We start from the raw sequence: 26,764 nt of genomic DNA, 5'->3' as shown, positions 1-26,764 counted from the left end.
GCGTCACGTCACCGCCCAGCGTCACGTCACTGCCTAGCGCCATGTCACCGCCCAGGGTCATGTCACCGCCTAGCGTCATGTCACTCCCTGCGTCTGGAGCCACATCTCGAGCAGCGCGGCCTGCCAGAGGGCGTTCGCGCCGAGGGTCGTGCGGTTGTCGTTCGGGGCGGCCAGCATCGCCTGGATCCACGCCGGGCGGAACAGGCCGCGGGACTTCGCCGCCGGGTCGGTGAGCGCGTCGCGGACCCGGTCGAGGAACGGGCCGTCCAGGTGGCGGATCGCCGGCACCGGGAAGTACCCCTTGGGCCGGTCGATGACGTCGACCGGCATGAGCGGGCGGCCGATGTCCTTGAGCACACCCTTGCCGCCGGAGGCGAGCTTGAGCTCGGGCGGGCAGGCCGCGGCGAGCTCGACCAGCTCGTGGTCGAGGAACGGAGTGCGCGCCTCCAGGCCCGCGGCCATCGTCATGTTGTCGACCCGCTTCACCGGGTCGTCGACGAGCATGACCGTCGAGTCGAGGCGCAGCGCGGCGTCGACGGACGTCTCGGCGCCCGGCCGGGCGAAGTGGGAGGCGACGAAGTGCCGGCTGGCGTCGGCCTCGATGAGGTGGTGCGGCTCGACCATCGCCGGCATGTCGCGGTGCGGCCGGTCGGCGAAGACCCGCAGGTAGGCGTCGACGGTCTGGTCCCGCGCGACGCCGGCCAGCGGCGGGTACCAGGAGTAGCCGGCGAAGACCTCGTCGGCGCCCTGCCCGGACTGCACGACCTTGACGTGCCGGGAGACCTCCTGGGAGAGCAGGTAGAAGGCGACGCAGTCGTGGCTGACCATCGGCTCGCTCATCGCGGCGACGGCGGCGTCGACGGCGGGCAGCAGCCGGCTGCCCGGCACCCGGATCTGGTGGTGGTCGGTCTCGAAGTGCCTGGCGATGATGTCCGAGTAGGCGAACTCGTCGCCGGACTCGCCGCCGGTGGCCTCGAAGCCGACGCTGAAGGTGGCCAGGCCGTGCTGGCCCGCCTCGGCAAGCAGCGCGACGATCAGGCTGGAGTCCAGCCCGCCGGACAGCAGCACCCCGACGGGCACGTCTGCGACCATCCGCCGGCGCACCGCCAGGCGCAGCTTCTCGGCGATGGCGTCCTGCCAGTCGCGGGCGGTCCAGTCGGCGCGTGCGGGATCGCGGGTGAAGCTCGGGCTCCAGTACACCTCGTCGGTCCAGGTGCCGTCCGGTTCGACGACCCGCACGGTGGCGGCGGGCAGCTTGCGCACCCCGGCGAGGATGGTGTGCGGCGCCGGCACCACCGAGTGGAACGACAGGTAGTGGTGGAAGGCGACGAGGTCGATGTCCGAGGAGATGCCGCCCCCGGCGAGCAGCGCGGGCAGGGTGGAGGCGAAGCGCAGCCGCTCGGTGTCGGCGGCGAGGTACAGCGGCTTGATGCCGAGCCGGTCGCGGGCGAGGACGAGGCGGCCGGTGTCGCGCTCGGCGACCGCGAAGGCGAACATGCCGGCGAAGTGGTCCACGCACCGGGTGCCCCAGCGGTGGTAGGCCTTGGCGATCACCTCGGTGTCCGAGGTGGAGAAGAAGCGGTAGCCGGCGGCGGCCAGCTCGTCGCGCAGCTCCTGGTAGTTGTAGATGCACCCGTTGAACGCGGTGGTCAGGCCCAGCTCGCTGTCGACCATCGGCTGGGCGCCGCGCTCGGACAAATCGATGATCTTCAGGCGGCGGTGGCCGAACGCGACCGGCCCCGATGACCACACCCCGGCGCCGTCCGGGCCCCGCGGCACCATGGTGGCCGTCATCCGCACGACCGCGTCGACGTCCGCTCCCCGGCCGTCGAACCTCAGCTCACCACTCAGCCCGCACATGTGCGCTCCCGTCGATCAGTCAGTTCAGGTGAGATCCATTCCCCGGGCAGTCCTGCCCGGCATGAGGGTGCACGATCGTCCGTCCACCTTCGACGCCGGAGATTTCACACTCGTGTCCCCACGGTTGCGACCGAGGACCGCTTCTTCGCCCGCCGGCACTCGCCCGGCGGCACGCCGTCGTGCCCCGCCGAGAGCCTCGGCGGGGCACGACGGCGGTCGTGAGATCCGCTCAGCGGCGCGGGATCCAGGTGTCCTTGGAGCCGCCGCCCTGGGACGAGTTGACGATGAGGCTGCCGGGCGGGGCCACCCGGCTGAGCGCCGCGGGCACGACGACCGGCTCGGCGCCGGCGTAGACGAACACCCGCAGGTCCACCGCGCACGGCTCGAGGTGGCTGTCGTGCCAGGTCGGATGGGTGGACAGGGAGACCACCTCCTGGCCGATCCAGCGCCGAGGGTCGGCCAGGATCCGCTCCCGGGCCGCGGTGAGCTGGTACGGCTCGGCGTGCGGGCCGATCACGACGCCGGAGCCGCCGAAACCGTCGACCGGCTTGACGACGAGCTGGTCGAGGTTGGCCAGCACGTGCTCGCACTGCTCTGGGTCGCCGCAGACGTAGGTCGGCACGTCGTCGAGGACGGGTTGCTCACCCAGGTAATAGGTGACCATCCGGGGCACGTAGGCGTAGACGACCTTGTCGTCGCCGATGCCGTTGCCCGGCGCGTTCGCGACGCTCACCCGCCCGGCGCGGACCGCACGCAGCAGCGCCGGGCCGAGCGGCGCGCCGTCCGCGCCCGGCGCGCCGAACAGCTCGTCCTCGTCGATGCGCCGGTAGAGGACGTCGACGCGGCGGCGGCGACCGTCGTCGACCCGGTAGGCGACGTCGTCGTCGACGAGCAGCGCGCCGGGTTCGACCAGCGGGACGCCCATCTCCTCGGCGAGCATGGCGTGCTCGAAGTAGGCGGAGTCGGACGGCCCGCTGGTCAGAACGGCGACCGCGGGCTCACCGGTCACGGCGGGTGGCGCCGCGGCGACGAGCGCGTCGTGCAGCAGGGCGGGCACGGTGCCCAGCCGCAGGATTCCCGGCGGCGGCCCGAGCTCGGGCAGCACCGACTCGGCGAGCCGGCGGCCCTCGACGGCGTAGGCGATCCCCGACGGCACCCGCAGGTTGTCCTCCAGCACCAGCCAGCCGCCGTCACCGCCGCGGACGAGGTCGATGCCGGCGGTGGTGATCCGGATCGCGTCGCGGCCGGGGGCGCGGCCGCCGTGGCGCAGCCCGGGGGCGTCGTTGACCACCCAGGGCGGGACGATGCCGTCCGCGACGGCGGCCCGCTCGCCGTAGACGTCGTGCAGGAACGCCTCCAGCGCGCGGACCCGCTGCCCGAGCCCCTGGCCGAGCACGGCCCAGTCCTCGGCGGCGACGATGCGCGGCACGATGTCGAAGGGGAACGGCCGGCTCGCCGAGTCCCCGTTGACCCGGAACATGATGCCCCGGTCGGTCTGCTCGGCCTCGCGGGCGCCGACGCGTTCGTCGAGCGTGTCCGGGCCGAGCCGCTCCAGGGTGCGCATCACCGCCCGGTACTGGGGCCGGACGGCGCCACGTTCGTCGACGACCTCGTCGTAGCCGGTCGGCTGGTAGCGCTCCAGCAGGATCGGTGCGATCTGGTCGGGCGCCGACACCGCGGGCGCGGCGCCGAGCGACGCGCCGGCCGGCGGGACGTCGCGGGTCTCGGCGAGGATCAGGTCGGCGACGTCGGTCAGCAGGCCGCGGCGCGCGAACGCCCGGCGCTGGCGCAGTGCCGAGCTGCCCCGCCCGGCCGCCTGCTCGGCGAGGTTGTCGATCAGCTCCCAGTCGTCGTAGCGCTCGAGCTGGGGGCGTACCTCCTCCAGCATCCGGCGCAGCATGGCGCGCGCGGGCACGGGGCCCGCGCCGAGGATGTCGACGAGGTCGCCCTCCAGCCCGGAGCGGGCCGCCCGCCAGGTCGCCGCCCGCAGCAGCTCGGCGCGCGGGGGCGGGGCCTGGCCGCCGGCCTCGATCTCCTCGATCGCCCGGCCCACCAGGGCCCGGAACAGCCCGGCGATGAGAATGACGTTGTCCACGTCCGGGCAGGCGTCGCAGATGCGCAGCTCGACGGTGGGCAGGTGGGCCGACGGGCGAACGTCGAAGTACACCATGCCCGGGTCGCTGATCACTCCAGACTTGATCAGGTCCGCGATGAGCTGGTCGTATTCGGCGGCGGTCCGGAACGACCCGGCGACGCCCGCGGTGGGCCAGCGCTGCCAGACCAGCGTGCGCATGCTCGCGTAGCCGCTGTCGGCGCCGAGCCAGTACGGCGAGCTGGCCGACAGCGCCAGCAGCATCGGCAGCCAGGGGGCGGTCCAGGCGACGACGGCCATGGCCAGGTCGCGGTCGGCGACGTCGACGTGCACCTGGGCGCCGCAGATGAGCTGCTCACGGGCGACGATCTGGTAGTCCTCGGTCATCTGCTCGTAGCGGGCATCCCGGGAGACGTCGAGCAGATCCATGTCGAGGATCGGCACGGTGCCCGACGCCGCCGGCCCGAGCCCCAGCTCGCCCGCCGCCTCGGCCAGCCGGCGGCGCAGGTCCAGCAGGTTCGATCGCAGGGCCAGCAGATCGACCGTCGGCTGACTGTTCGTCTCGACGACGGATTTCAACAGCTCCGGAGAGAAGGAGTCCTTGTCCAGGCGCTGCAGTATTTCCTCGGCCCGGGGAACAAGTTGGCGGGTGGTGAGATCGAGGATGTGAAATTCCTCCTCGACGCCGACGGCCACGTTCCGTGCGTCGCTCATGGCGGCCTACGCTACGGCCGGCCGGTTACACATGCATGACACGGACGTATCTCGCATACCGGCGATCGGGGCATACCTCGGCACGGTCACGTGCACCACCTTTGTCGTGGCCGGCGTCCCGACCCCATCCAGCCGTGGCGCCGCGACCCACCTGGTTGATCGCCTCGGTCCGACCCGTCGGCCGGACGCCGGCGGCAGCCGGTCGCGGACGCTGTCTTGCTATCCCGTCGGCCGTCGATAAAACGTGACGAAGCCCGCAGCATTTCGTCGTGGATGAGGGGGGATGAAGATGTGCGGGCGCTCCCCGAAAGCGCCGCGAGCTGGCCGCGCGTCGGGCCGCGCGTTCACCCGGCACGGGTTACCCCGGATTTCCCGCCGAGACCCGGCTGCGCGCGAAGTTGCCGCGCGGCGTGACCGTTCGGCCGCCGATCGACACCGGGCGGGAAGGCTAAGCCGAAGTGCCGCCGGACGTCCGCGCCGGCGTCTGCGATGAAGGGGCCGGAGCCGCCGGTTGCGGAGCTGGCGCCGCGGTTGTCGCTGGGGCTGTCGCTGCGGCTGGGGTTGGGGCTGCGGCTGGGGTTGGGGTTGGGGTTGGGGTTGTCGTTGGGGCTGGCGCTGGTGCTGGTCCTGGGACCGGGCTGAGGTCCAGGTCCGTCCCGGGCAGCGCGGCGCGGACCTCCGCGGCCAGCAGGCCCCAGTCGGCGACGCGAGCCGAGGTCGACCGGTAGGCCAGGCCGATGCGCCGGTGCGGCGCCGGGCGGCGGAAGGTGGCGACCGCGAGGCCGCGTCCCTCCCCCACCTCGACCCCGACGGCGGCGGCGGGCAGCAACGTCAGCCCCAGCCCGCCGGCTACCATCTGGACGATCGTCGACAGGCTGGCCGCCCGCAGCGTCGCCCGCTCCCGCGCCCCGGCCTCCCGGCAGACGTCCAGCGCCTGCGCACGGAAGCAGTGCCCGTCCTCCAACAGCAGCACGTCCTGGCCGGCGAGGCCGGCGACGGGGACGGCCCTGCCGCCGGCCAGCGGATGCTCGGCGGGCGTCACGAGGACGAAGTCCTCGTCGTAGAGCGGGATCTCGGTGATGCCCGGCTCGTCGTTGGGCAGCGCGAGCAGCGCCAGGTCAAGCGCGCCGCCGCGCAGCTCGGCCAGCAGGGTCGCGGTCTGCGCCTCGCGCAGCCGAAGGCGCGCCTGCGGCCAGCGCGCGCGCAGCGTGGGTAGCAGCCGCGGCAGCAGGTAGGGCGCCACGGTGGGGATGACGCCGAGCCGGAGGTCGCCGGTCAGCGGGGCACGGGCCCGCACCGCGACCTCCGCGATGTCGTCGACCGCGCCGAGCACGCCCCGGGCGCGCGCGACGACCTGCTCGCCCACCGCGGTGAGCAGCACGCGGCGCGTGGTGCGCTCGACGAGCTGGACGCCGAGGGTCCGCTCCAGCGCCGCGACCGCGCTGGACAGGGTCGGCTGGCTCACGTGCAGAGCCGCCGCCGCCCGGCCGAAGTGCCGGTGGTCGGCGACGCCGACGAGCGCACGCAACTGGGTGAGCGTCGGCTGTGGAGTAGCCATAGATCGAGGCTATCAAACTTGCCGAATCTTTCGATTTCCCTTCTGAGTCGATGGTCGCGAGAGTGGGTCCTGCTCGATCACCACCGCAGACCCGAAATCACCGCAGACCCGAACATCACCGCAGAGAGGACCACCTCGACGTGCTTACCGTCGGCGACACTTTCCCCGCCTACGACCTGACCGGAGTCGTCTCCAACGACCCCGACACCGCCTTCGTCCGGGAGACCGCCACCAGCCGCCCCGGCGCGTGGCGCGTCGTGTTCTTCTGGCCGAAGGACTTCACCTTCGTGTGTCCCACCGAGATCGCCGCGTTCGGCCGGCTCAACGGCGAGTTCGCCGATCGGGACGCGCAGGTCCTCGGCGTGTCCACGGACAGCGAGTACGTCCACCTGGCGTGGCGGCAGAACCACCCGGACCTGACCGACCTGCCCTTCCCGATGCTCGCCGACATCCGCAAGGACCTGACCGCCGCCGCCGGGGTGCTCGGCGACGACGGGGTGGCGCAGCGGGCGACCTTCATCGTCGACCCGGACAACGTCATCCAGTTCGTCATGGTCACCGCGGGCAGCGTCGGGCGGAACCCGGCGGAGGTCCTGCGGGTCCTCGACGCGCTGCAGACCGACGAGCTGTGCCCCTGCAACTGGCAGAAGGGCCAGGCGACGCTGGGTGCAGCGGCAGCCGCCCCGGCCGAGGTGGCGGCCTGATGGCCGTCGCCCGCCTGCGGGAGCTGCTTCCCGACTACGCCCGCGACCTGCGCCTCAACCTCGGCTCGGTGACCAGCCAGTCGAACCTGTCCGCCCAGCAGCTCTGGGGCACGGTGCTCGCGGCGGCCATCGCCAGCCGCGGGCGCACCGCGCTGGTCGAGCTGGAGCCCGAGGCGCTCGACCACCTGACCGCCGAGGCGGCCACCGCGGCGCGCACCGCGGCGGCGCTGATGGCGATGAACAACGTCTACTACCGCAGCCTGCACCTGCTGGAGGACGAGGAGTACTCCCGGCTGCGGGCCGGCCTGCGGATGAACGCCCTCGCCAGCCCAGGTGTCGACAAGGTCGACTTCGAGCTCTGGTCGCTGGCGGTCTCGGCGATCAACGGCTGCGGCCGCTGCCTGACCGCCCACGAACACGAGCTGCGCGGCCACGGGGTCACCCGCGAGGTGATCCAGGACGCGATCCGGGTTGCCTCGGTCGTACACGCGGTCGCGGTGACCGTCGAGGCGCTGGAGACCTCAAGCGGTATCGACCGCGTCGGCGCCGCGGTCTGAGACCCGGCGGCGGTCGTGGCGTGGCGCGTCGGACGACGACTGGCTGTAGTCGATGCTGCGATCGGGACCGTCGGGTCCCGGCCGGGCGTCTTGGCGCGCCTTCTCGTCCCGCGTACCACGCTGCGCCGACGGCCGGGACGACATCCCTGGTCAACGGCGTCGCGGCCGTCGCGTTTCAGGTTCCGGCCGCCCCGTCCCAGCCGAAGTGATCAGCTCGGTGTGCGGATGGCATGTCGACAATCTTATGCACCCTGAGTAACAGCATGCGGATCACAGCGTGGTACTCCGCCAGCCCCGCCCACCCCAGGTTCCGGCACGCTGCCACAATGCGACTTTGTAAGCACGGTTCGTAGCCAACTCATCGCAGTGACCACTATCCGTACATCATTAGTCGCAGCCCGAAACGCGGGGCGTACCCGGCCGGGCAGCCGCCACCAGGGGGAGCACAAGATCATGTCGTTAACGCAGCCGACTGACACCTCGACACCCCGCATCGCGCCGCACCCGGTGCGCCTCGCACGCACCGGCGGGGCGGACGGCGCGGCGGGCACCGCCGGGTCGCCCGGGACCCCAGCCCGCGCGCTGTCCGGCCCGCTGCTCGCGACGAGCCGCGTCGGGCAGCATGTCCGCGTTCCGAAGACCGCCGAACTCGTCGCCGCCCACCTACGCCGCCAGATCGTCCGCGGCGAACTCCACGAAGACGACGCCCTCCCCCCCGAAGCCGTCCTCATGGAACAGTTCGGCGTCTCCCGCCCCACCCTGCGCGAAGCCTTCCGCGTCCTCGAATCCGAAGCCCTCATCAGCGTCCGCCGCGGCGCCCACGGCGGCGCCCGCGTCCACACCCCCAACGGCCACGTCGCCGCCCGCTACACCGCCCTCGTCCTCGAACACCAACACACCACCCTCGCCGACATCCACACCGCCCACACCCACCTCGAACCCGCCGCCATCCGCCTACTCGCCACCACCGCCACCGACACCCACCTCACCCACCTCACCACCCACCTCACCACCACCGACCACGCCCTCGCCACCCCCCACCCCAACCCCACCGACATCCACACCCACCACCTCAACTTCCACACCCTCCTGCTCACCACCCCCGCCAACCACACCCTCACCATGATCAGCAGCATGCTCCGCCACATCCTCGACGCCACCACCCCCGACACCCCCACCCCCGACCTCACCACCCTGCGCCACCAACACACCACCCACCACCAACTCCTCACCCACCTCACCAACCACGACCCCGACGCCGCCGAAACCCTCTGGCGCCACCACCTCACCACCACCCCCCACACCCCCCACCACCCCACCACCCCCCTCGACCTCCTCGGCGACTAAGGCGGCTGGGCGAACCACCCCCGACGCCGAACCACCCCCTACGGCGAGCCGAGCCACCCGGCCACCGAGCCACCCGCGGATCACGTGCCGGTCCCGCGGAGCTCGGCCAAGCCCGGGAGACCGTGGCCGGGCCCGGCCGGCCGGGTCGTCGCGACCCGCCCGACATTCCCGGCATTCCCGGCGCACGAAACCGCAGCCGGAAGCCTCGGGAGCCGGCCGGAGTCTCGGGCCGGACCGCAGCGTCAACGCGGACTTTCTCGCAGATTCCGGGAGCAGCCGCCGACGGCTCCGGCCACCTTCCCGTAGCCGTCGGGGGCAATCCCGCGCCGGATCGACCCGGCCCGCCGGGACCCCGACCTGCATGAATGCCGACCGGATCGGTCGAACCAGGCGGCGCCGGGACGTCGAACGCGTATTCGAGAAATAATTCGCCCGCAATGCGACGGTGTTCGCTGTATCGTCGAGAGCGTTCAGACTCGGACCATGCGTCGGCGTTCGGCCGAAAGGGTGCTGATGGTCGATCTTGCCCAGCTCAGCTTCGGCGCGGCCGCCGCAGAAAGAGACATCCGCCGGGGGCTCGACTCCTATTTCATCGAGTCGTCCGCATACAACCAGGTGAACTCGGGGACGAAGACGATCCTGGTCGCGAACCGGGGCGCCGGCAAGAGTGCGATTTTCAAGACCATGGCGCATCGGCAGCGGGACGCGGGCCGCTCGGTGATCGAGCTGGCCCCGGAGGACTACTCCTACGAGTTCCTCAGCTCCGCCATGACCCGGGAGCTGGACGGCGCGTGGGCGAAGCTGGGCGCCTATGCGACGGCCTGGAAGTACCTGATCCTTATACTGATCATGAAGGAGCTGACCCGTCGCCACGGCCGGCTGCGCCGTGGCGCGGAGAGCCAGATCCACACCTACCTGCGGGATCATCACGCGGGCGGCACGACGAGCGCCTTCGACGCCTTCGTCTCCTATCTTCGCCGGATCGAGTCGGTGAAGATAGGCCGGTACGAGGCGGGTGTGCGCACCCGGGAGCTGCAGTATCTATACAAACTCCAGGAGATCGAACATCTGCTGCCCCCGCTGGTCCGCCTGTGCGAACGCAGCCACGTGACGGTGCTCGTCGACGAGCTGGACCGCGGCTGGGACGCCTCCGAGGACGCCCAGGCGTTCGTCGCCGGCCTGTTCCAGGCCTGCATGTCGATCAACGATCTCTCGCCGCAGCTGCGGATCTGCATGTCGCTGCGGCAGGAGCTCTACGACAGCATCCCCGCGATATACGACGACGCCCAGAAGTTCCGGGATCTCATCGAGGTCATCTCCTGGGATGAGGAGGGGCTCTGGAAGATGATAGCCGGCCGCATCCGGCATACGGTCCGCGACATGAGGCACCGCACCGACGATGACTGCTGGGGTGCGGTCTTCACCCGGCCACTGTGGTCCTTCCGGTACATGACGGACCGTTCACTGTGTCGTCCCCGGGAAATCATCCAGTACTGCAGCCACGCGCTCGACCACGCCCGCACCCACAGCTCGCGCAAGTCGGTCAGAATCACCCCGCGGGACATCCAGGCGGTCGAATCAACGTATTCGGCCGAGCGGTCGCGCGACATCGCGGCCGAGTACCGGTTCCAGCACCCCGGGCTGCTCGGCGTCTTCCAGACGTTCCGCGCCGGGCCGCCCGTCTGGAACCGCGAGGACCTGGAACTGTTCCTGTTGGACCTGGCCACCGGGGCGGTCCACACGGCACCGGAGGCCCGCTCCTGGGTCGACAGCCGAGAACCGGAGGTGATCCTCGACGTGCTGTGGAACGTCGGTTTCCTCGTCCCCGCCGGAGACACCGCCGCCGATCCCGAGCGGGTGCCGGTCGGCGCCGCACCCCAGCAGGCGGCCGCGGCCGGCGAGGTCCGCCGGCCCCGGCGTCCACGGCCCGCCCTGCACAGCGTCACCGAGTTCACGATCCACCCGATGTTCCACCGCTACGTGGTCGATCGGTGAGTCGTCGATCGGTGAAAAGCCGGCGTCCGCGAATGGGCGTGCATGACGGCGAGATGACGGCGCCGGGTACCGACGCGAAGAAAGGGAGGGGCGGCCGCACGACCATTTTCACACCGTGCAGCCAACACCCCTGGTTCAGCCTTGATGCTGGGGTTACCGTGGGCCGCATGCCATCGGTGGGTCTGGCCTGGCAGACCCTTTCCGACCCCGGGGCGCTCGCGCTTGTCGACGCCGACTCCGGCCGCGCCGCCGCGCTGGCCCGGCCCCATCCCGCCGACCTGCCGATGGTCCAGATCGTCGACATCGAACGTCTCGCCTGGGGCTGGTTGGCGCCGGCGAGCCGGCCGCAGTCCGAGCGGCACCTGTCCGAGCAGGTCGCCGCCGATCCGCTGAACACGATGCGCGGGCTGTGCTGGCTGATGGCGATGTGGGTCGTGGCCGTGCATCTACGCACCGGCCGCCAGCCGACCGTCCTCGTCGCGGAACTGCGCGTACCGGGGATCTGGCAGGGACCCGAGACGCCGGCCAGCGCGGCGGTCTGGGAGGACCTGGAGGATCGCATCAGGCTCGGCATCCTCGCCGCGCTCACCAGCGACGGCGACACCGACGCGCGGTTCCTGGAGGCTCTTCGCCACCCCGCGGGCATCGCGCCCGTGCTTCTCGGCTACGCGCTGCGCATGCTCACGGATCTACACCGGCAGATGCTGGACCACGGCATCGATCCGCGGGAGATGGCGGGCACCCTGGCGCTCTACACCGTCGATCCTCAGGACCGCGCGACCGCCTGCTTCCGCCCGTTGACCTGACCGCCCGACCGGCCGGCCGGACCACGGGAGTCCGGCGGCGTCGCCCCGGAGCGCTGCGGAGGAGCCTGGTCGGCCGCGTCGATGTAGACGACCCGGGTCGTCCCGCCGTGCCCGTGGATGGCGAGCAGGGTCTCCATCGTCGGATAGATCGCGATGGAGTCGTGCTCGGAGTCCCACCACAGCACGCAGGTGCCGTCCGGCGCCTGCGCCCCGAATGCCACCGCGCCCGTCCCGGACACCCCCGAGACGTCGACCTCGCGCTCCAGCTCGAACCGCCGCACCTGGCGAGCAGACATCGCCACGACCTCCTTGCGGGGCACCGCACCGTACCCGTAGGCATCGCCCGTGATCCGGTTCGGCGGGCGACTCGGGCACCGGGTCCGGGTGAGGCGCCGACGCGACCGGATCAACCAGTCGGCGCCGCGCATCGTGGCGCCCGCCGGCCGGTTGGCCAACGGTAGCCGCTGATGTCGGGGTGGGTCACCTGTATGCCTTCTTAGCACCGTCCGGGTAGCCCGACCGGGGTAGTACCTCCGTGGCGGCCGCCGGCCGGACCTGCACGCGGCGACGCCGGCCGCCTCCCCCGCGCGATGGTCAGGGACGCGAGCGGACGGTCGCCAGCCGTGCGTCCCCCGCGTCCGGGGACGTGAGGTAGCGCGCGTAGCCGGAGTCCCCCCGCAGGTGCAACGCGAGGAAGGCCACGGTGTAGCGGTCCGTGAGCCGGTGGGCGTCGGCGGGGGCGATCTGCGGCGGCCAGCAGGTGGCCGCGGAGGTCAGCGCGACCTGCATGCCCAGCCGGGCCGGGATTCCGGCGGCGCCGAGCAGCCCGGCCTGCCGGCAGATCTCGGTGAACGAGTTGTGCGCGGCACCGGTGATGGCGACGGTCATCCGCGGGTGGGAGTCGACCAGGAGATTGAACGCCCGGTCGATGTTCTCGGGAATCGGCACCGCCCCGTCCCGGGTGCCGGCGATGAGCAGCGTGGGCACGCGCACCTGGGCGAGTGACGTCGCGGGCAGCGGGGAGGTCGTCGCCGCGATCCCCACCGACGCGCGGATGCGCCCGTCCGCCGGCAGGGGCAGGGCGGCGATGCTCGACACGACCGCGGTGAACCCGCCGAAGGAGAAGCCGACGATGCCAATCTCGTCGGGACGGACCCGCACAGCGTCCGGACAGGACTTGGCGGTCAGCGCGTCGATGACCGCGGAGACGTCGCGGGGCCGGTCCGTCGCCAGCTCGAGCTGGCGCTCCTCCCGGCCCACCGCGGCGTCGGCCATCGTGTCGCCGGGATGATCGGGGGCGGCGACGAGGAAGCCGTGGCTGGCCAGCGCCTCCATCAGGTAGGCCGACTGAATCCGGCTGCCGATACTGCCGTGGGAGAACACGACGAGGGGGAACGGGCCTGGGGCCGGGGCGGCGTCGGTCACAGCGCTCGCCGAGGGAAACCCGATGTGTCCGACCAACGGGTAGAACGCCGGCTGTCCGGGCCCGCCGAGACCCGCCGGGCCGGCGGCCGCGATCTCGGGGCAGGCTCCACCGGTCCCGGACTCGGCCGCCGCGCGCGGCCCGCCGCTCGGGCCGTCCACCCCGTCCGTCCCGGTTGCCCCGGTCGTTCCGGCCGTCCTGGTTGCCCCGGTTGCCCCGGCCGTCGCGGTCGTTCCGGTTGCCCCGGGAAGGGACGAGCCGTGGGCGGCGGACGTGTTCGGGCGGGCCGGATACCACAGCGAGGTCACGAGAACACGGCCCGGGCGGACGATCCGCACCGTGCGGTAACCGATCCGCCAGGGCCCCGGCAGGTCCGGGTCGGGCCCGGCAGCGTCGGTGGCAACCGGCGCCGGATCGGGCGGAGCTGCCGCGGCGGCGACGCCGACGAGCGGATCGCGGTCACCGCCGGGCGGTCCGCCGCCCGCGATCGCCGGAGCCGCCGGACCCACCACGCAGCCCAGCAGGGCCAGCAACGCCAGCAGGAAGACGGTCGGGGCCGCCAGGCGCCTCGCCGACGGTGCTGCGGTCCGGCGCGTCACCGCGTACCAGATCACGCTACGCATCATGGCGATGACACTACTGAGCGTGTCGGAAAGTCGCCGAGGCATCGGCTGGGCCGGTGGCCGAATGTCGCTCGACGCGCGGATTTACCGGATCCTCGTCGGGGTCGCCGAGCCGGCGGCCCCGGACGACCAGGAGAACGTCGCGGAACATCGTGATCGCCCGAGTCGGAGCTGGGACGCGGGACCTGGGGCGCGGTTCCGCGGAGCACCACGATCGCCGGCAAGACGGCGATGCGCGGTTCCGACCGCAGCTAGCCTGCCCTCGCGATCAGACGGGCGCAGCGGGGGGCGACGGCGTCCAGCAGGTCCTCGATCTCCTCGACGCAGCCGCCGCAGCCGGTGCCGGCATCGCAGCGCGCGCCGATCTCGTCCACGTCGCGAGCACCGGCGGCGATCACTTTGCGCAGCGTCCGGTCAGACACCGCGAAGCAAGAACAGACGAGCACCGCACCTCACCAGCCCGAGGCGGCCAGCCCACTCGGGGTTGGCCGGCAGTTGGCGGACCCTGCCGGGACGCCGCGGCGCCGGCCCGGACGGACCGATGCCTTAGCTAAGGCTTCCCTAATTGCAGGGTGCCATGCGACCCCCCCTCGGCGCAAGACGGCCGTATCGCCCGTCACGTCCGGGCGTAAATGCCCCCGCGCCACCAGCACGACGGCCCGGCGCCGGCGCGAGACGGGGGGACGGACGGGCCCGTCCCCCCGTCCCACAACCGGCTACGCGCCCCCGGCGGCCGGCACGAGCGCGACGGCCGCGTCGGGCTCGGTCACCCGGAAGGTGAAGCTCTCCTCCAGGTACAGGTCGACGGTGTCCGCCGTGTGGGACGCATACCCGATCGAGAGGTCCTGGCCCGACTCGAGCACGAAGTCGCCGCCACGCAGGCTGAGCACGACCGCGCCGAGGACCCCTGGGGCCTGCACGACGGGCCCGTCGAGGATGTGCTGGAGGTGGGTCAGCAGCAGGTAGCCGCCGTGCTCGGCGGTCTCGATCACCGCGGTGTAGCTGTCCGGCTCGATGGCCAGGGCGTACGGTCCGGCGATGCCGGCGCGGCGCAGCAGGGCGACGGCCTTGGCCACGGTGCGCGGGTAGGTGTCGGTCCCCGCCGCCAGCGGGAGCTGGGGATGTGCCGACGCCTGCGTGATGCCCACCAGGCCGGCCTCCTGGTAGCCGTGGAAGACGACCGAGTTCTCGGTGACGGCGATGCGGCGCACCGCCTCCTCCAGCGGCGCGAGATCGAGGTCGTCGGCGCCGCGGTCGGCGTCGGCGAGCTGGGCGCGATCGAGGGTGAAGCCGACGCGCAGCTCGATGACCGGCTGCACCTTGCGGACCCGGGCCTGCACCCCGGCCGCCGGCGGCGAGGACAACGCCGCCGCCCGACCCAGCGGGGTGGCGGAGTACTCCCAGCCGTGCGGCCCGGCGAAGTCCACCACCTTGCGGGCGGCCAGGTTCGTCGTGAGGCGGGCCTTCGCCTCGTCGTCCACTGCCTTCCAGGCAGCGTCCGTCAGCGGGGCATGGCCGCGCAGCAGATGATTCACTCGCCTACACCTTTCAGACTGCCGATTCCGAGGGAACCGTCACCGGGCCCCGCCGCCTGCCGCTCCGTCACCGCGTCCGGGTCGCCGGAGCCACCCCGATCCATGGTCTCCTCCTCGACCTCGGTCACCGGCCCGGAGGTGAACAGGTAGGTCCGTAGCTGGGTGTCCAGCACGGGATCGTGGCGACGCAACCATTCCAGCGTCATCGCCGCGTGTTCCTTCTCCTCGTCCCGGTTGTGCGCCAGCACCTGGGCCAGTTCCGGGTCCGTCGCGGCGTCGACCCGCTGGTCGTACCAGTCGACCGCCTCCAGCTCCTCCATCAGCGAGACGATCGCCCGGTGCCGGTCGACCGTCTGCGCGGAGAGCTTGTCGGGCTGCTCGTGCAGCCCCATGCTTGAGTCGCCCATGGCGACTTGCCTACCACGCTGACCCGGCGTTACGCCGGCACGGGTGCGGTCTCACACCCACGGTCACCGCGGTCAGCGCGACGGCAACGGGATGATCTCGACCCGGCGGTTGGCGGCGCGGCCCTGCGAGGTGCCGTTGCTCGCGACCGGTTCGCGGGAGCCGAACCCCGCGGCCCGCACGAGGTCGGCGGGGACGCCCCGGCTCGTCAGGTAGTCGGCGGCGGCCTGGGCCCGGTTCAGCGACAGCGCCTGGTTCAACGCGGACGGCCCCGAGGGGTCGGTGTAGCCGCCGACGAGGACGGCGAGATCCCCGCCGCGCAGGGCGGCGGCGACCCTGTCCAGGCGGGCCCGCGCCGACGGGCTCAGCCGCGCTCCGGACACCGGGAAGGTGACGACGTCCCCGTCGAGGGCCGCCCGCAGGGCCGCTAGGGAGCCCGACTGCCGGCTGCCGGCCGCGGCGCGATCCGGCCTGGCGGCGTCCTCGGACCCGGCGCGGGTGACGACCAGGTGGTCCGCCAGCGTGGCGCCGGGGACGGCGGCGGCGGTCGCGGCCAGCGCCGCCGCGCCGAGCCGGCGGCGGGCGGCCTCGTCAGGGGTGCCGCCGGCGAGGGCGACGGTCGAGCCGGACACTGTCGCGGAGTGCTCCCCCGCCACCCCGCGCAGCGCCGTGGCGAGGGCGGCGACGGCCTCCACCGGCGGCTCGGCGACCGCCGGGTCGACGAGCACCTGGCCGCGCACCGTGCCGTCGGCGGCGTCGGCCACGGCGGCCAGCAGCGCGGCGCGGCTCGCCGCGTCCGGCACGGTCGCGGTGACCGACAGACCCCGCCCGGCCACGGCGAGCACCAGCGGCCGGGCCGGCTGGGTGGCGATGACCACGTCGCCGCCGAGGCGGGCCGACGTGGTGCCGGAGACCGCAGCCGAGGCCCGCGCCTGCTCCGCGGCCGCCGCGCTGGGGAAGCGCCCGCTGACGATCGCCTCCCGCCCCTCGACGCGCACCTGGGCGTGCACGCCGCCGGCAGCCCGGACGGCCGCCGTCGCCCGGGCGGCCAGGTCGTCCTGGATGGGCCCGCGACGCAGCGCGAAGGCGATCAGGGCGAGCAGCAGCCAGGCCAGCACCAGCGACACGACGAACGCGACCGGGCGGGGACGGTGCAGCCGCGCGGCCAGGGACGGGGACATCGATCGGACTCCGAGCGGGATCGGACCGGACGCGCAACCCGGGGACGGCGCGGAAGGGCAGGACGTGCATCTTTCGCGACGCTGCCCGGACAGGCGAGGCAGGGAGGTGTGCGGCCGACGCCGGCCGCAGCACAACCTTCGCACATCGCCCACCCAGGCAACACACCGGGGGTCACAAACCGCGCATCCTGGACACCCCGCCGCGGCGTCACCCCACCGGCCGCCGGGGCGGCGCGGCGCTCCCTCGCCCGGACGGGACCCGCCGGATCAGACCGCGCGCGCACCGTCCGGACGGATGGCCCGTTCCGACCGCAGGGAGTGCTCGGGCGAGGCGGGGGCCGGCACGGTGGGCACGGGCGCCGCGGTGGGCGGCCCCTGCCGACCGGTGGCCGGCGCCGCCCGTGCCGAGGAAGCGGGTTCAGCCGGCGGGGTGGAGCGGGCCGCGGTCGGCTCCACCGGCGGCTCGGGCGACTCGGGCAAGGGGGGCGACGCGGCATCCGCGACGGCGCCCGGACCGGCGGCGGGATCGCGGCCGGTGCCGTGGTCGGCCGACGGATCGCGACCAGCCGACGGACCGTGGCCGGCCGACGGCTCGGCGCCGACGGACGGCTTCGCGCCGACGGACGGCTTCGGATCCGCCCGGGGATGCGCCGCCGCGGCCGCCGTCGAGGTGGCGAGTGCGACCGGCGCCGTGCCCGGCCCACCGGCGTTCGCAACGGCGACCGGGGCCGCCGAGCCCGCCGGCCGGGCCGACTCCCGCTGCGGCACCGGCACCGGCGCGGCACCGACCGGGACCGCCGGGACCCGCTGCCGCCAGGCGAACACCAGCGCGACGGAACCGGCGGCGACGCCGAGGACCATCCAGCCGGCCACCGCGTCGAGCAGATAGTGGTTGGCGGTCGACATGACGACGAAGAACGTGGCCGCCGGGTAGAGCACCCCGAGGATCCGGGTCACCGACCGGCGCCCGAAGCGCACGAGCAGGAACCCGCACCACAACGACCAGGCGCAGTGCAGCGACGGCAGCGCGGCGAACTGGTTGGTCAGGCTCTCCAGGCCGTTCGGCGCGGCGCTGGCGGTGCCGGTCCACCAGCCCCAGCCCGCGAAGTGGGACATGGTGTCGGTGTACGAGGTGCCGGTGAGCAGGCGAGGTGGCGCCGTCGGGAAGAGGAAGAACCCGAGCAGGCAGATCAGCGTGGTCACCACGAGCGTCCAGCGCACCTGCGCGTAGTGCCGGGTGTGCCGGCGGTGCGTCCACACCAGCAGTCCCGGCGTGACCACGAAGTGCAGCGTCGCGTAGTAGTAACAGCACACCACCGCCAGCACCGGGACGCTCTGCAGCCACCGGTTGAGGCTGAGCTCGATGTCGAGGTGCAGGAAGGTCTCGAACCGCAGCAGATCGTGACCCATCCGCATCGCCTCGCCGGCCGAGGCGTCGGCGACGGAGCGGGTCCCGGTGTACGAGTAGTACAGGACGGCCAACATCAGCAGCTCGACCCACCAGACCGGCAGACCGGTGGTCTGGTTGCGCAAGCGCCTCACGATGCACCTCTCGAACGTCGCACTCTTCCCAACCGTCGCACTCTTCCCAACCGTCGCACTCGTTCGCGACGCCGTACTTCTCCCGGACGTCGCGGCCATTCCGGATGCCCCGCGCTTCCCGGCTGTCGCGATCTTCCCCGAGCGTCGCGACAGCCGCAGCCGCCGCGGCGGGCACGGCCGCCGCGCGAGCCACGGACGTCGGCCCCACCCGGTCGCGGCCCGCCGGGGCGCCGCGCCAGCGCGCACTTCATGCTTCCACTCAACAGCATGGGCCGGTTGGTGCCGTCACGGGCCGATCCGTGACCGGATTCGGCAGGAAATTCACCGACTTCTTGCGTGCCCGTCGCCACGGCCCGTGCCCTCCCGGCCGGGTCCGCCCGCCTCGACGGGGCACCCCCAGGCCGCCCCGGAGCGGCACGGAACCGGTGGGCCGGCCGGGGCTCGCCGCGACGCCGGCGCGCCCCGCAGACGCCGACGAGCCGGTCACCACCCGCATGGGCGGTGACCGGTCGGCGCGGGGCGGGGCGGGTCAGGCGCCGCCGGCCGCCGCGGCACCGGGCGGACCGGGAACGGCGGTGCTCGCCGCCGGCGGGGTGGTGGGCGCCGTCGTCTCGGGCTGGTCCGACACGGGCAGGGCGCTGCCCGCCTTCCAGACCGACCACGGTACCGACCAGACGTTGCCGAGCTGGCTGGTGTCCGGCGGGCGGCCGGTGTTGACGATGTCGACGATGTCACCAAGCCGGCTGATGCCGTAGAACCACTGGGCGTCGGCCGGGGAGGCGTTCACGCAGCCGTGGGAGACGTTCGTCCGCCCCTGGGAGGCCACGGACCAGGGCGCGGAGTGCACGTACTGCCCGCCGCTGGTGTAGTTCACCGCCCACTGGACCTTTTCGTAGTAGTAATCCGGGTTGCCCTTGGGGATGCCCACCGTCGCCGAATCCATAATCACCTCGGGCGACTTGCCGAGAACGTTGTGAGGGCCGTCCATCGACGGAGATGTGGGCTTGCCGAGGCTCACCGGCATCGTGCGCAGCAACTGACCGTCGCGGAACACCTGCATGGTGTGGGTGGCGGAGTCGACCTTGGAGATCTGCGCCGAGCCGACGACGAAGTCCATCGCCCGGTCCTTCACGCCGAGGCGTCCTCCGCCCGCGTCGTACCCGGCGAGGTTCGCCTCCACATGCACCTTCGTTCCCGGCGTCCAGTACTGCTGCGGGCGCCAGACGACGAGCCGGTTCGAGATCCAGTTCCAGGCGCCGAGGACCGGCGGGTCGGTACGCACGGACAGCATGCGCTGCACGGCGGCGCGGTTCTGCGCGGGGGCGCTGAAGGTCAGGCTGATCGGCGCGCCGACCCCGACCGTCTGCCCGGCGACCGGCTCCCAGGAGACCTTGAACGACTTCTCCGGCACCCCGGTGACGAAACTCGTGCGCACCGACTTCGTCCCGACGATCCCCGTCGCCGGGCTGGTGGTGGCGGCGACCTGGTAGCGGGAGTCGGAGTACAGGCCGCCCGAGGACGTCCACGTCCGCCGGTCGGCCGAGAACGTCCCGAGCAGCACCCCCGGCTCGGTCTTCTCCGACGCGCTCGCCTCCCGGGCGACGCTCACGTCGGCCAGCGGGGCGTTGGCGTGGACGACGACGTGATCGGCGAGGGTGACGCCCCTGGTGTCGTCGCCCGGGAAGACGGTCACACTCGCCGCGGGATCCGGTGCGGCGACGTTCGCCGGCTTCGACGAGCCGCCGCCGGGCGAGCAGGCGGCGACGGTCAGCGCCGTGACGAACGCGAGCGCCCCGCCGATCCAGCGGCCACGCCGGTACCCGAAAGTGCCGGCCGGCCGCCGACCCGGACGGCTCGGGTCCCACCCACGAGAAACACGTGAGGGAATCATTACCGAGCGAGACATGTAATGCCCTCTTCCGAAGAACGCGACCGGCATCGTCGCCGGACGGAAGCCTAGGTCTGAACGGTACCCAGGGGTCGGCACCTCGTCCCGTCGATCACTGAACTGGCGGGTGTCAGCCGCCCGACCATCACTCCGCGTCGAGCAGATAAATACGGAGGGTAGCACCCTCCGGGTATTCCCCATTAACCCCTCCCCTTTCCCCTCTTCCGACGCGCGGACACCGGATGAGGTTGCCCCCCGGGATGACAATTCGCCAACCCGCCGAAAGCGACGACCTAGACCCATCGAGCCACCAAAGACGGCGCAACCGGTCACACGGAGGGATGGTTTTCCGCAACTCGGGGACGACCAGGCGGTACAGCCGACCGACACCAACCCAGGACCATCCCGGATCATTGCGATGTCGATGGAATTCCGGCGGGAACCGCGGATTCGTTGGGCGGTCCGTGATCGACGGCCCGCGGACCCGGGGGCGGTGGGGCCGGCGGCGGCCTGCGCCCACCCCGGCCACCACGGGCCCGCGGGCGGACCGCCGGAGGATCATCGGACGGCCTCGGCGCGGACCGCTCGCGGCCGGCCGGCGGAAACGGCCACGAAACCCACGGGCGGCCCGCGCCGTCACACCGCTGCCGCAGGATGGGCGGGGCCACGGGCGGGGCGTCCGGGAACACCGTCGGACCGCGCGGACCGCGCGGGTCGCGGCGCCACGTGCCGGGCCGCGCCGGGCCCGGCCGGGGACCGGACCAGACTCGTCGCCGGACGACCCTCACCGCGAGGGAACGCACGTCCCCGCGACCAGGGAGGCTCGATGGCGATCGTGCTCGGACCGAACCAGTTCGGCAAGGCGGAGATCCGTCTCGTCCACGTTGACCGCACGGGTCCGGTGCATCACCTCACCGACCTGAACGTGTCCACCGCGCTTCGCGGCGACTTCGCCGCGGCCCATCTGACCGGTGACAACTCGCACGTCCTCACGACCGATGCGCAGAAGAACACCGTCTACGCCTTCGCGCGGGAGCATGGAGTCGGCCAGATCGAAGATTTCGCGATCCGGCTCGGCCGGCATTTTGTCGATTCCTTCCCGTGGATCAACGGCGCTCGGATAGAGATCGAGCAATACCACTGGAATCGGATCCTGGTCGGCGGGACGCCGCACGAACATGCGTTCAGCCGGGTGGGCGGGGAAAGACGGACGACGGTCGTCACGGTGGACGGCGACGCCACGTTCGTCGTTTCCGGACTCGCCGGGCTGGTCGTGCTCAAGTCGACCGGTTCGGAGTTCTGGGGCTTTCCCCGCGACCATTACACGACCCTGCCCGAGACCACCGACCGCATCCTCGCGACCGAGGTGACGGCCCGCTGGCGTTACGTCGGGGCCGGTCATGACTTCGGGCCGCTGTTCGACGGCGTCCGCGAGACCCTGGTCAGCACGTTCGCCGACGTCCACAGCCTGGCGCTGCAGCAGACGCTCTACCGGATGGGCGAGGCGGCCCTGACCGCCTTCCCACAGGTCGCCGAGGTCCGGATGTCGATGCCGAACAAGCATCACTTCCTGGTCGACCTCGAACCGTTCGGGCTGGACAACCCGGACGTCGTCTACCAGGCGCCGGACCGTCCCTACGGGCGGATCGAGGCGACGGTGCTGCGCGACGACGCGCCCGACCCGGGCCCGAGCTGGCAGGCCGTGCCCGGCTTCTGCTGACCCGCGCACGGCCCGGGCGGGCCTGAGCGCTCGGTCGACACCGGGCCCGCCGCCGGCCCACGGCGTCCGCTCAGGCGCCGGCGCCCACCCACGCCCCGGCACCCACCCGACACAGCGCGAGCCGGTCCGCCGGGGCGACGGCCAGGGTGCGAGCCGCATCGCCGTCGCGGACCGCGATCGCGGCCATGCCCGCGGCGTCCACGTAGAGCACCAGCTCGCCGGGCGCCACCGACCCGAACGTCACCCCCACCGCCAGCTCCGTCACGCCCGGAGCCGGCTCCGTCACCCCCACAGGCAGCTCGGTCACCCCCACGGGCAGCTCGGTCGCCCCGACGGCCGGCTCGGTCGCCCCGACAGCCGGCTCGGTCATCCGCGCCGCCGGATCGGTCATCCGCGCCGCCGGATCGGCCTTCCTGCCACCGGCCGCGACACCGGATGCGGCACCGGTCGCGAGACCGGATGCGCCGCCGGGTGTTCCACCGGCCGCGCCGGGCGATGGGCCGCCGGTGCCGGGGGTGGCGGCCCAGACCAGCGCCCGGCCAGGCGGTCGCAGCCCGGCATCGGCGAGCAACGGCCCCTCGGCCGCGAGCTGGACGTTGCCGAAGGTGTCGACGAGCAGCACCTCGGCCTCGAGTACGCCGTCGGATCGCAGCCGGGCGTGCGGGGCGGGCAGGCGGACGAGTGTCGCCGGGTCGAGCGGCGCGCCGAGCGCGGTCAGGTCCGTCCCCCGGGCGAGCTCGGCGGCGGCGGGTGCGAACACGTCGCGACCGTGGAACGTCGCGGGCACTGCGGCCGGCACCGGCAACGTCACCGCGGCCTGGACGCCGCCGAGCCGCTCGGCCGCCGCGATCAGCAGGCCGTTGTCGGGCCCGACGAGGTCCCCGCCGGCCGCGCGCACCGCCACCGCCCGGCGCGCCGTGCCCACCCCCGGGTCCACCACCGCGAGGTGCACCCCGCGCGGCAGCGAGCCAACCGTCTGGGCGAGCACCGCCGCCGCGCGGCGCACGTCGCCCGGCGGCACGAGGTGGGTGACGTCGATGATGCGGGCCGTCGGCACCGCCCGCAGGATCACCCCGTGGCACGCCGCGACGAAACCGTCCGCGAGCCCATAGTCCGTGGTGAAGCTGACGAAGTTGACATCCTCACCTCTCCGACGGGAGGTGATTCCCGCATCTCGCGGTGCGGGTTCCTGCTTCATCGACGGACGCCTCCCCCGAAGGACGGGGCCTGCACGCTACGTTCCCCGGTCACCGCTCCGGGGCGTCGGCCACGGGATCAGCCCGCGCGGAGGTTTCGGCGGGCCCCGGCGGCTCGTCGACGGCGGACGACGAGCCGGGGGTCGCCGAGCCGGCCGGCGGCGCGTCCGCCGGATACTCGGAGGCCGCGTCCGCAGTCGCGGACCACACGCCGCTCGGCGCCGTCGAGGGCTGGCCGTGCACCCAGCCCGCGTCGTCGACCCAGCCCTCGCTGTCGACCACGCGGTGGGGATCGGCGGTCAGCGCCGCCGGCGCGTCCTGCACCGCCCGCACCGGATCGAAGGTGGCGGGTCGGTCCCGCTCGGGAGGCGGGCCACCGTTGGCGACGACGACCGCGACCCAGGGCAGGATGACGGCGATCGCGACGGCGATGAACCGCAGCCAGCCGTGGAAGGCGACCACGGCGAGCACGAAGCAGACGACCCGGAACAGCATCGAGGCCAGGTAACGCCGCTCCCGGCGGTGGATGTCGGACTGCCGCGACCGGCCGGCGGACGTGATGAGCACCGTCTCTCGGCGTTTGAACATCACCTGTACACCTCGATGGTTCTCCCTGTCCGGTTCGTCCCCGCCCCGCCCACCCTCCCCTCCCAATATCCTCCTCAGCGGGTCGCGGGGAAAACGGCCGCGATCGGGCTCCGCACCCCGTCATGGGACCCCGTGACCACCCGGACCACCCGGACCACCCGGACCGCCCGGACCGCCCGGACCGCGGCCACTCGGCCCGGGCGGCGCTTTCCGGCACGAAGCTGTGCGGGAACGTTCACGTATCGGTCGGCTGGCCGTCCGCGGGACGGCTCCGTGCCCTGCCACCGTGCTCGGTGTGCGCGTAGCCGTGATCACCGAGTCGTTCCTCCCCCACGTCGACGGGGTGACGAACACGGTGTGCCGAGTCCTGGAGCATCTACGCGACCGCGGGCACGAGGCGATGGTCGTCGCGCCGGCCCCGGCACCGGCGGCCCGGCGCACCGCCCCCCGCGCGCACGCCGGCGCTCCCGTGCTGTGGGCACCGTCGGCGCCGATGCCCAACTACCCGGCGTTCCGCTTCGCCGTCCCGTGGCCCGCCCTGCCCGCGGCGCTGCGCGAGTTCGACCCGGACATCGTCCATCTCGCGGCCCCGGCCGGGCTCGGCGCGCAGGCGGTGTTCGCGGCCCGACGGCTCGACGTGCCGAGCGTCGCCGTCTACCAGACCGACATCGCGGCGTTCGCGGCCCGCTACGGGCTGGCCACCGCCGAGCGCACGATCTGGCGCTGGCTCGCCACCGTGCACCGGCTGGCGGCGCGCACGCTGGCGCCATCCTGGGACTCGGTCGACGCCCTGCTGCGCCAGGGGGTGCAGCGGGTCGCTCGCTGGAGTCGGGGCGTGGATCTCGAACGGTTCGATCCGAGTCACCGCGATGCCGACCTGCGCCGCCAGCTCGCCCCGGGCGGCGAGCTGCTCGTCGGCTACGTCGGCCGGCTCGCCCGGGAGAAGCGGGTGGACCTGCTGGGTGCGGTCGCCGACCTGCCGGGCACCCGGCTCGTCGTCGTCGGCGACGGCCCGTCCCGACCGGCGCTCACCCGGACGCTGCCGGACGCCGCCTTCCTGGGCTTCCGCAGCGGCCGCGAGCTGTCCGCCGCGGTGGCGAGCCTGGACGTGTTCGTGCACACCGGCGTGCACGAGACCTTCTGCCAGGCCGCTCAGGAGGCCAAGGCCAGCGGGGTACCGGTGGTCGCCCCGGCGGCCGGTGGGCTGCTCGACGTCGTCGAGCACGGCCGCACCGGCCTGCACTACGCCCCCGGGGATCCGGCGGCGCTGCGCGCCCAGGTCGCCGCACTGGTCGGCGACCCGCAGCAGCGCGCCGCCATGGCGCTGGCCGCGCGGGACTCCGTCGCCGGATGCGGCTGGAGCGCGGTCGGCGACGAGCTGCTCGGCCACTACCGCGACGTCCTCGGCACCGGCGGCGGACAGACCGCGCGCCGCGGCGGACCTGCCGGCCATCGCGCCGGGCCAGGCGCGCATAGGGGGCATAGGGGGCACGGAGAGCACGGGGAGCACGGCGCACATCGGGAGATCCTCGCGCGCGGAGGGCCGGACGGCCGGGACGGGACGCCCGGACGGCCCGGCCCGGGCGGGTGGGCGGCCCGGCACCTGCAGGCAGGATCCGGCGGTGGCGCCCGGTGGGGATCGGGGGCGGCCGCGTGGCCGCCGGCAACGGGGGCGGGCAGCCGGGACGCGGCCCGACGAGAAGACAGGCGGTCACCATGAAGATCGTGCAGACGGCGAACTTCGTCGCGCCGGCCTCCGGCGGCATCCGGACGACGCTGCGCCACCTCGCCGCCGGCTACACGGCGGCCGGTCACGAGGTCGTCCAGATCGTGCCCGGGGAGCACGACGAGGTCGAGGAGCGCCCCGACGCGCTGGTGCTGCGGGTTCGGGCCCCCCGCCTGCCCGGCACCGGCTACCGGGTCATCACCCAGCCGTGGCGGGTGGCGGCCCTGCTCGACCGGGAGCAGCCCGACCGGCTGGAGGTCCACGACCGGGCGACCCTGCGCCCGCTGGGCGGCTGGGCGCGCCGACGCGGCGTGCCGTCCCTGGTCGTCAGCCACGAACGGCTCGACCGGCTGCTCGGCACCTGGACGCCGCCGGCGCTGCGGGGTGTGCTGCCGGTGACGGCGGCGGCGGACCGGGCGAACGCCTCCCTCGCCGCCGGGTTCGACACGGTCGTCACGACGACGGCCTGGGCCGCGGCCGAGTTCGTCCGGCTCGGCACGCCGAATCTGCGTCACATCCCGCTCGGCGTGGAACTCGATCGGTTCCACCCCGACCACCGCGACCGCACGCTGCGCCGGGCGTTCGCCCGGGACCGGGAGGCGCTGCTGGTCGTGGCCAGCCGGTTGGCGCCGGAGAAGCGGGTGGACACCGCCGTCGACGCCGTCGCCGAGCTGGTCCGCCGGCGGGTTCCGGTCCGCCTGGTGATCGCCGGCGACGGTGCGCACCGCGGCCGGTTGGAACGGCGGGCCGCCGGGCTGCCCGTGACCTTCCTCGGCTTCGTCGCCGACCGCGAACGGCTCGCCGGCCTGCTCGCCAGCGCCGACCTCGCGCTCGCCCCGGGACCGGTGGAGACGTTCGGGCTGGCCGCCCTGGAGGCCCTCGCCAGCGGCACACCGGTGGTGGTCAACCATGCCAGCGCGCTGGCCGAGCTGGTGGTGCCGGGGGTGGGCACGATCGCCGCCGGCAGCGGGTTCACGTTCGCCGACGCGGTCGTCGACCTGCTGTCGGTGTCGCCGGCAGGGGGCGCCGAGCGCCGTGCGGCGGCGCGGGCCCGGGCCGAGCAGTTCACCTGGTCGGCCACGGTCGCCGGCTTCCTCAGCTGCCACGCCGAGTCGCCGACGGCCAGCCCGACCCTACCGGCCCAAGCGATCCAACCGACCCAACCGGCCCAAGCCACGCAACCGGCCCAAGCCACGCAACCGGCCCAAGCGGCGCAACCGGCTGAGCCCGCCGGCACCGGCGCAGTCGCCGCGCCGGCCCCGGTGCCGCCGGCACCGCCCATCGCCGCCTGAAGGCGGGACCAC

At 73.4% G+C, this 26,764-nt stretch carries 21 protein-coding genes; 8 read left to right on the top strand and 13 right to left on the bottom strand.

The genetic code is table 11. The features are described 5' to 3' along the window. Positions 1–75 precede the first annotated feature (75 nt). The 3 genes from AC5R91_RS30330 to AC5R91_RS30320 all read right to left on the bottom strand — a co-directional run bounded on the left by AC5R91_RS30330 (position 76) and on the right by AC5R91_RS30320 (position 6,224). Positions 76–1,860, bottom strand: coding sequence for an N-acetylglutaminylglutamine amidotransferase (locus tag AC5R91_RS30330; RefSeq protein WP_495394708.1), 1,785 nt, complete (start codon positions 1,858–1,860; stop codon positions 76–78). Between the two features lie 229 nt (positions 1,861–2,089). Beyond that, a complete protein-coding gene (locus AC5R91_RS30325) occupies positions 2,090–4,666 on the bottom strand; it encodes a glutamate--cysteine ligase (RefSeq protein WP_495394707.1) in 2,577 nt (858 codons plus the stop codon). Positions 4,667–5,114: 448 nt separating this feature from the next. After that, on the bottom strand, positions 5,115–6,224 hold the full coding sequence (locus tag AC5R91_RS30320) for a LysR substrate-binding domain-containing protein (protein ID WP_495394706.1): 1,110 nt from the start codon (positions 6,222–6,224) through the stop codon (positions 5,115–5,117). A 140-nt stretch (positions 6,225–6,364) separates the two neighbouring features. On the opposite strand from AC5R91_RS30320, the gene AC5R91_RS30315 reads away from it, so the two are divergent. The 5 genes from AC5R91_RS30315 to AC5R91_RS30295 all read left to right on the top strand — a co-directional run bounded on the left by AC5R91_RS30315 (position 6,365) and on the right by AC5R91_RS30295 (position 11,633). Beyond that, positions 6,365–6,928: a peroxiredoxin gene (locus tag AC5R91_RS30315; protein ID WP_495394705.1), complete on the top strand. Its 564-nt coding sequence runs from the start codon at positions 6,365–6,367 to the stop codon at positions 6,926–6,928. Continuing rightward, positions 6,928–7,485, top strand: a complete 558-nt coding sequence (ahpD, locus tag AC5R91_RS30310; protein ID WP_495394704.1) for an alkylhydroperoxidase, AhpD family — start codon at positions 6,928–6,930, stop codon at positions 7,483–7,485. The genes AC5R91_RS30315 and ahpD overlap by 1 nt, the downstream gene beginning before the upstream one ends. Positions 7,486–7,938: 453 nt before the next feature. Then, positions 7,939–8,832, top strand: a complete 894-nt coding sequence (locus tag AC5R91_RS30305) for a FadR/GntR family transcriptional regulator (RefSeq protein ID WP_495394703.1) — start codon at positions 7,939–7,941, stop codon at positions 8,830–8,832. A 513-nt stretch (positions 8,833–9,345) separates the two neighbouring features. Then, positions 9,346–10,827, top strand: a complete 1,482-nt coding sequence (locus AC5R91_RS30300) for a P-loop ATPase, Sll1717 family (protein WP_495394702.1) — start codon at positions 9,346–9,348, stop codon at positions 10,825–10,827. A 167-nt stretch (positions 10,828–10,994) separates the two neighbouring features. After that, positions 10,995–11,633, top strand: a complete 639-nt coding sequence (locus tag AC5R91_RS30295) for a hypothetical protein (RefSeq protein WP_495394701.1) — start codon at positions 10,995–10,997, stop codon at positions 11,631–11,633. On the opposite strand, the gene AC5R91_RS30290 is transcribed toward AC5R91_RS30295, so the two are convergent. The 8 genes from AC5R91_RS30290 to AC5R91_RS30255 all read right to left on the bottom strand — a co-directional run bounded on the left by AC5R91_RS30290 (position 11,594) and on the right by AC5R91_RS30255 (position 20,248). Further along, entirely contained in the window at positions 11,594–11,929 is a 336-nt protein-coding gene (locus AC5R91_RS30290; protein WP_495394700.1) for a hypothetical protein, read from the bottom strand. The genes AC5R91_RS30295 and AC5R91_RS30290 overlap by 40 nt on opposite strands. Before the next feature lie 298 nt (positions 11,930–12,227). After that, entirely contained in the window at positions 12,228–13,679 is a 1,452-nt protein-coding gene (locus tag AC5R91_RS30285) for an alpha/beta hydrolase family protein (RefSeq protein ID WP_495394699.1), read from the bottom strand. Positions 13,680–13,930: 251 nt separating this feature from the next. Continuing rightward, positions 13,931–14,125 (bottom strand): (2Fe-2S)-binding protein, encoded by a 195-nt coding sequence (locus AC5R91_RS30280; RefSeq protein WP_495394698.1) that lies wholly within the window; start codon positions 14,123–14,125, stop codon positions 13,931–13,933. Between the two features lie 270 nt (positions 14,126–14,395). Next, positions 14,396–15,214 (bottom strand): family 1 encapsulin nanocompartment shell protein, encoded by an 819-nt coding sequence (locus AC5R91_RS30275; RefSeq protein WP_495394697.1) that lies wholly within the window; start codon positions 15,212–15,214, stop codon positions 14,396–14,398. Next, entirely contained in the window at positions 15,211–15,621 is a 411-nt protein-coding gene (locus AC5R91_RS30270) for an encapsulin-associated ferritin-like protein (RefSeq protein ID WP_011605623.1), read from the bottom strand. The genes AC5R91_RS30275 and AC5R91_RS30270 overlap by 4 nt, the downstream gene beginning before the upstream one ends. Before the next feature lie 72 nt (positions 15,622–15,693). Then, positions 15,694–16,800: an OmpA family protein gene (locus AC5R91_RS30265; RefSeq protein ID WP_495394696.1), complete on the bottom strand. Its 1,107-nt coding sequence runs from the start codon at positions 16,798–16,800 to the stop codon at positions 15,694–15,696. 267 nt (positions 16,801–17,067) lie between these two features. Continuing rightward, complete coding sequence (locus AC5R91_RS30260) at positions 17,068–18,342, bottom strand: phosphatase PAP2 family protein (RefSeq protein ID WP_495394695.1); 1,275 nt, start codon at positions 18,340–18,342, stop codon at positions 17,068–17,070. A 529-nt stretch (positions 18,343–18,871) separates the two neighbouring features. Beyond that, a complete protein-coding gene (locus AC5R91_RS30255) occupies positions 18,872–20,248 on the bottom strand; it encodes a L,D-transpeptidase (protein ID WP_495394694.1) in 1,377 nt (458 codons plus the stop codon). A gap of 808 nt (positions 20,249–21,056) precedes the next feature. On the opposite strand from AC5R91_RS30255, the gene pucL reads away from it, so the two are divergent. Further along, positions 21,057–21,950, top strand: coding sequence for a factor-independent urate hydroxylase (pucL, locus tag AC5R91_RS30250; protein WP_495394693.1), 894 nt, complete (start codon positions 21,057–21,059; stop codon positions 21,948–21,950). Positions 21,951–22,020: 70 nt separating this feature from the next. Here the strand turns inward: pucL and AC5R91_RS30245 are convergent, their stop codons facing one another. Together AC5R91_RS30245 and AC5R91_RS30240 are read right to left on the bottom strand one after the other, a co-directional pair. Further along, entirely contained in the window at positions 22,021–23,148 is a 1,128-nt protein-coding gene (locus AC5R91_RS30245; RefSeq protein WP_495394692.1) for an SAM hydrolase/SAM-dependent halogenase family protein, read from the bottom strand. A gap of 49 nt (positions 23,149–23,197) precedes the next feature. Beyond that, entirely contained in the window at positions 23,198–23,734 is a 537-nt protein-coding gene (locus tag AC5R91_RS30240; RefSeq protein ID WP_495394691.1) for a DUF3099 domain-containing protein, read from the bottom strand. A 295-nt stretch (positions 23,735–24,029) separates the two neighbouring features. Here AC5R91_RS30240 and AC5R91_RS30235 point away from each other — a divergent pair, with 295 nt between their 5' ends. Beyond that, the gene (locus AC5R91_RS30235) at positions 24,030–25,454 is read left to right on the top strand and encodes a glycosyltransferase family 4 protein (protein ID WP_495394690.1); all 1,425 of its coding nucleotides are present in this window, start codon (positions 24,030–24,032) and stop codon (positions 25,452–25,454) included. Next, the gene (locus AC5R91_RS30230) at positions 25,451–26,752 is read left to right on the top strand and encodes a glycosyltransferase (protein WP_495394689.1); all 1,302 of its coding nucleotides are present in this window, start codon (positions 25,451–25,453) and stop codon (positions 26,750–26,752) included. The genes AC5R91_RS30235 and AC5R91_RS30230 overlap by 4 nt, the downstream gene beginning before the upstream one ends. Positions 26,753–26,764: the final 12 nt, after the last annotated feature.

The organism is Frankia sp. BMG5.60 (genome assembly GCF_059428125.1).
Note: the sequence above shows the minus strand (reverse complement) of the source record. Positions and strands in the feature narration are given on the sequence as shown.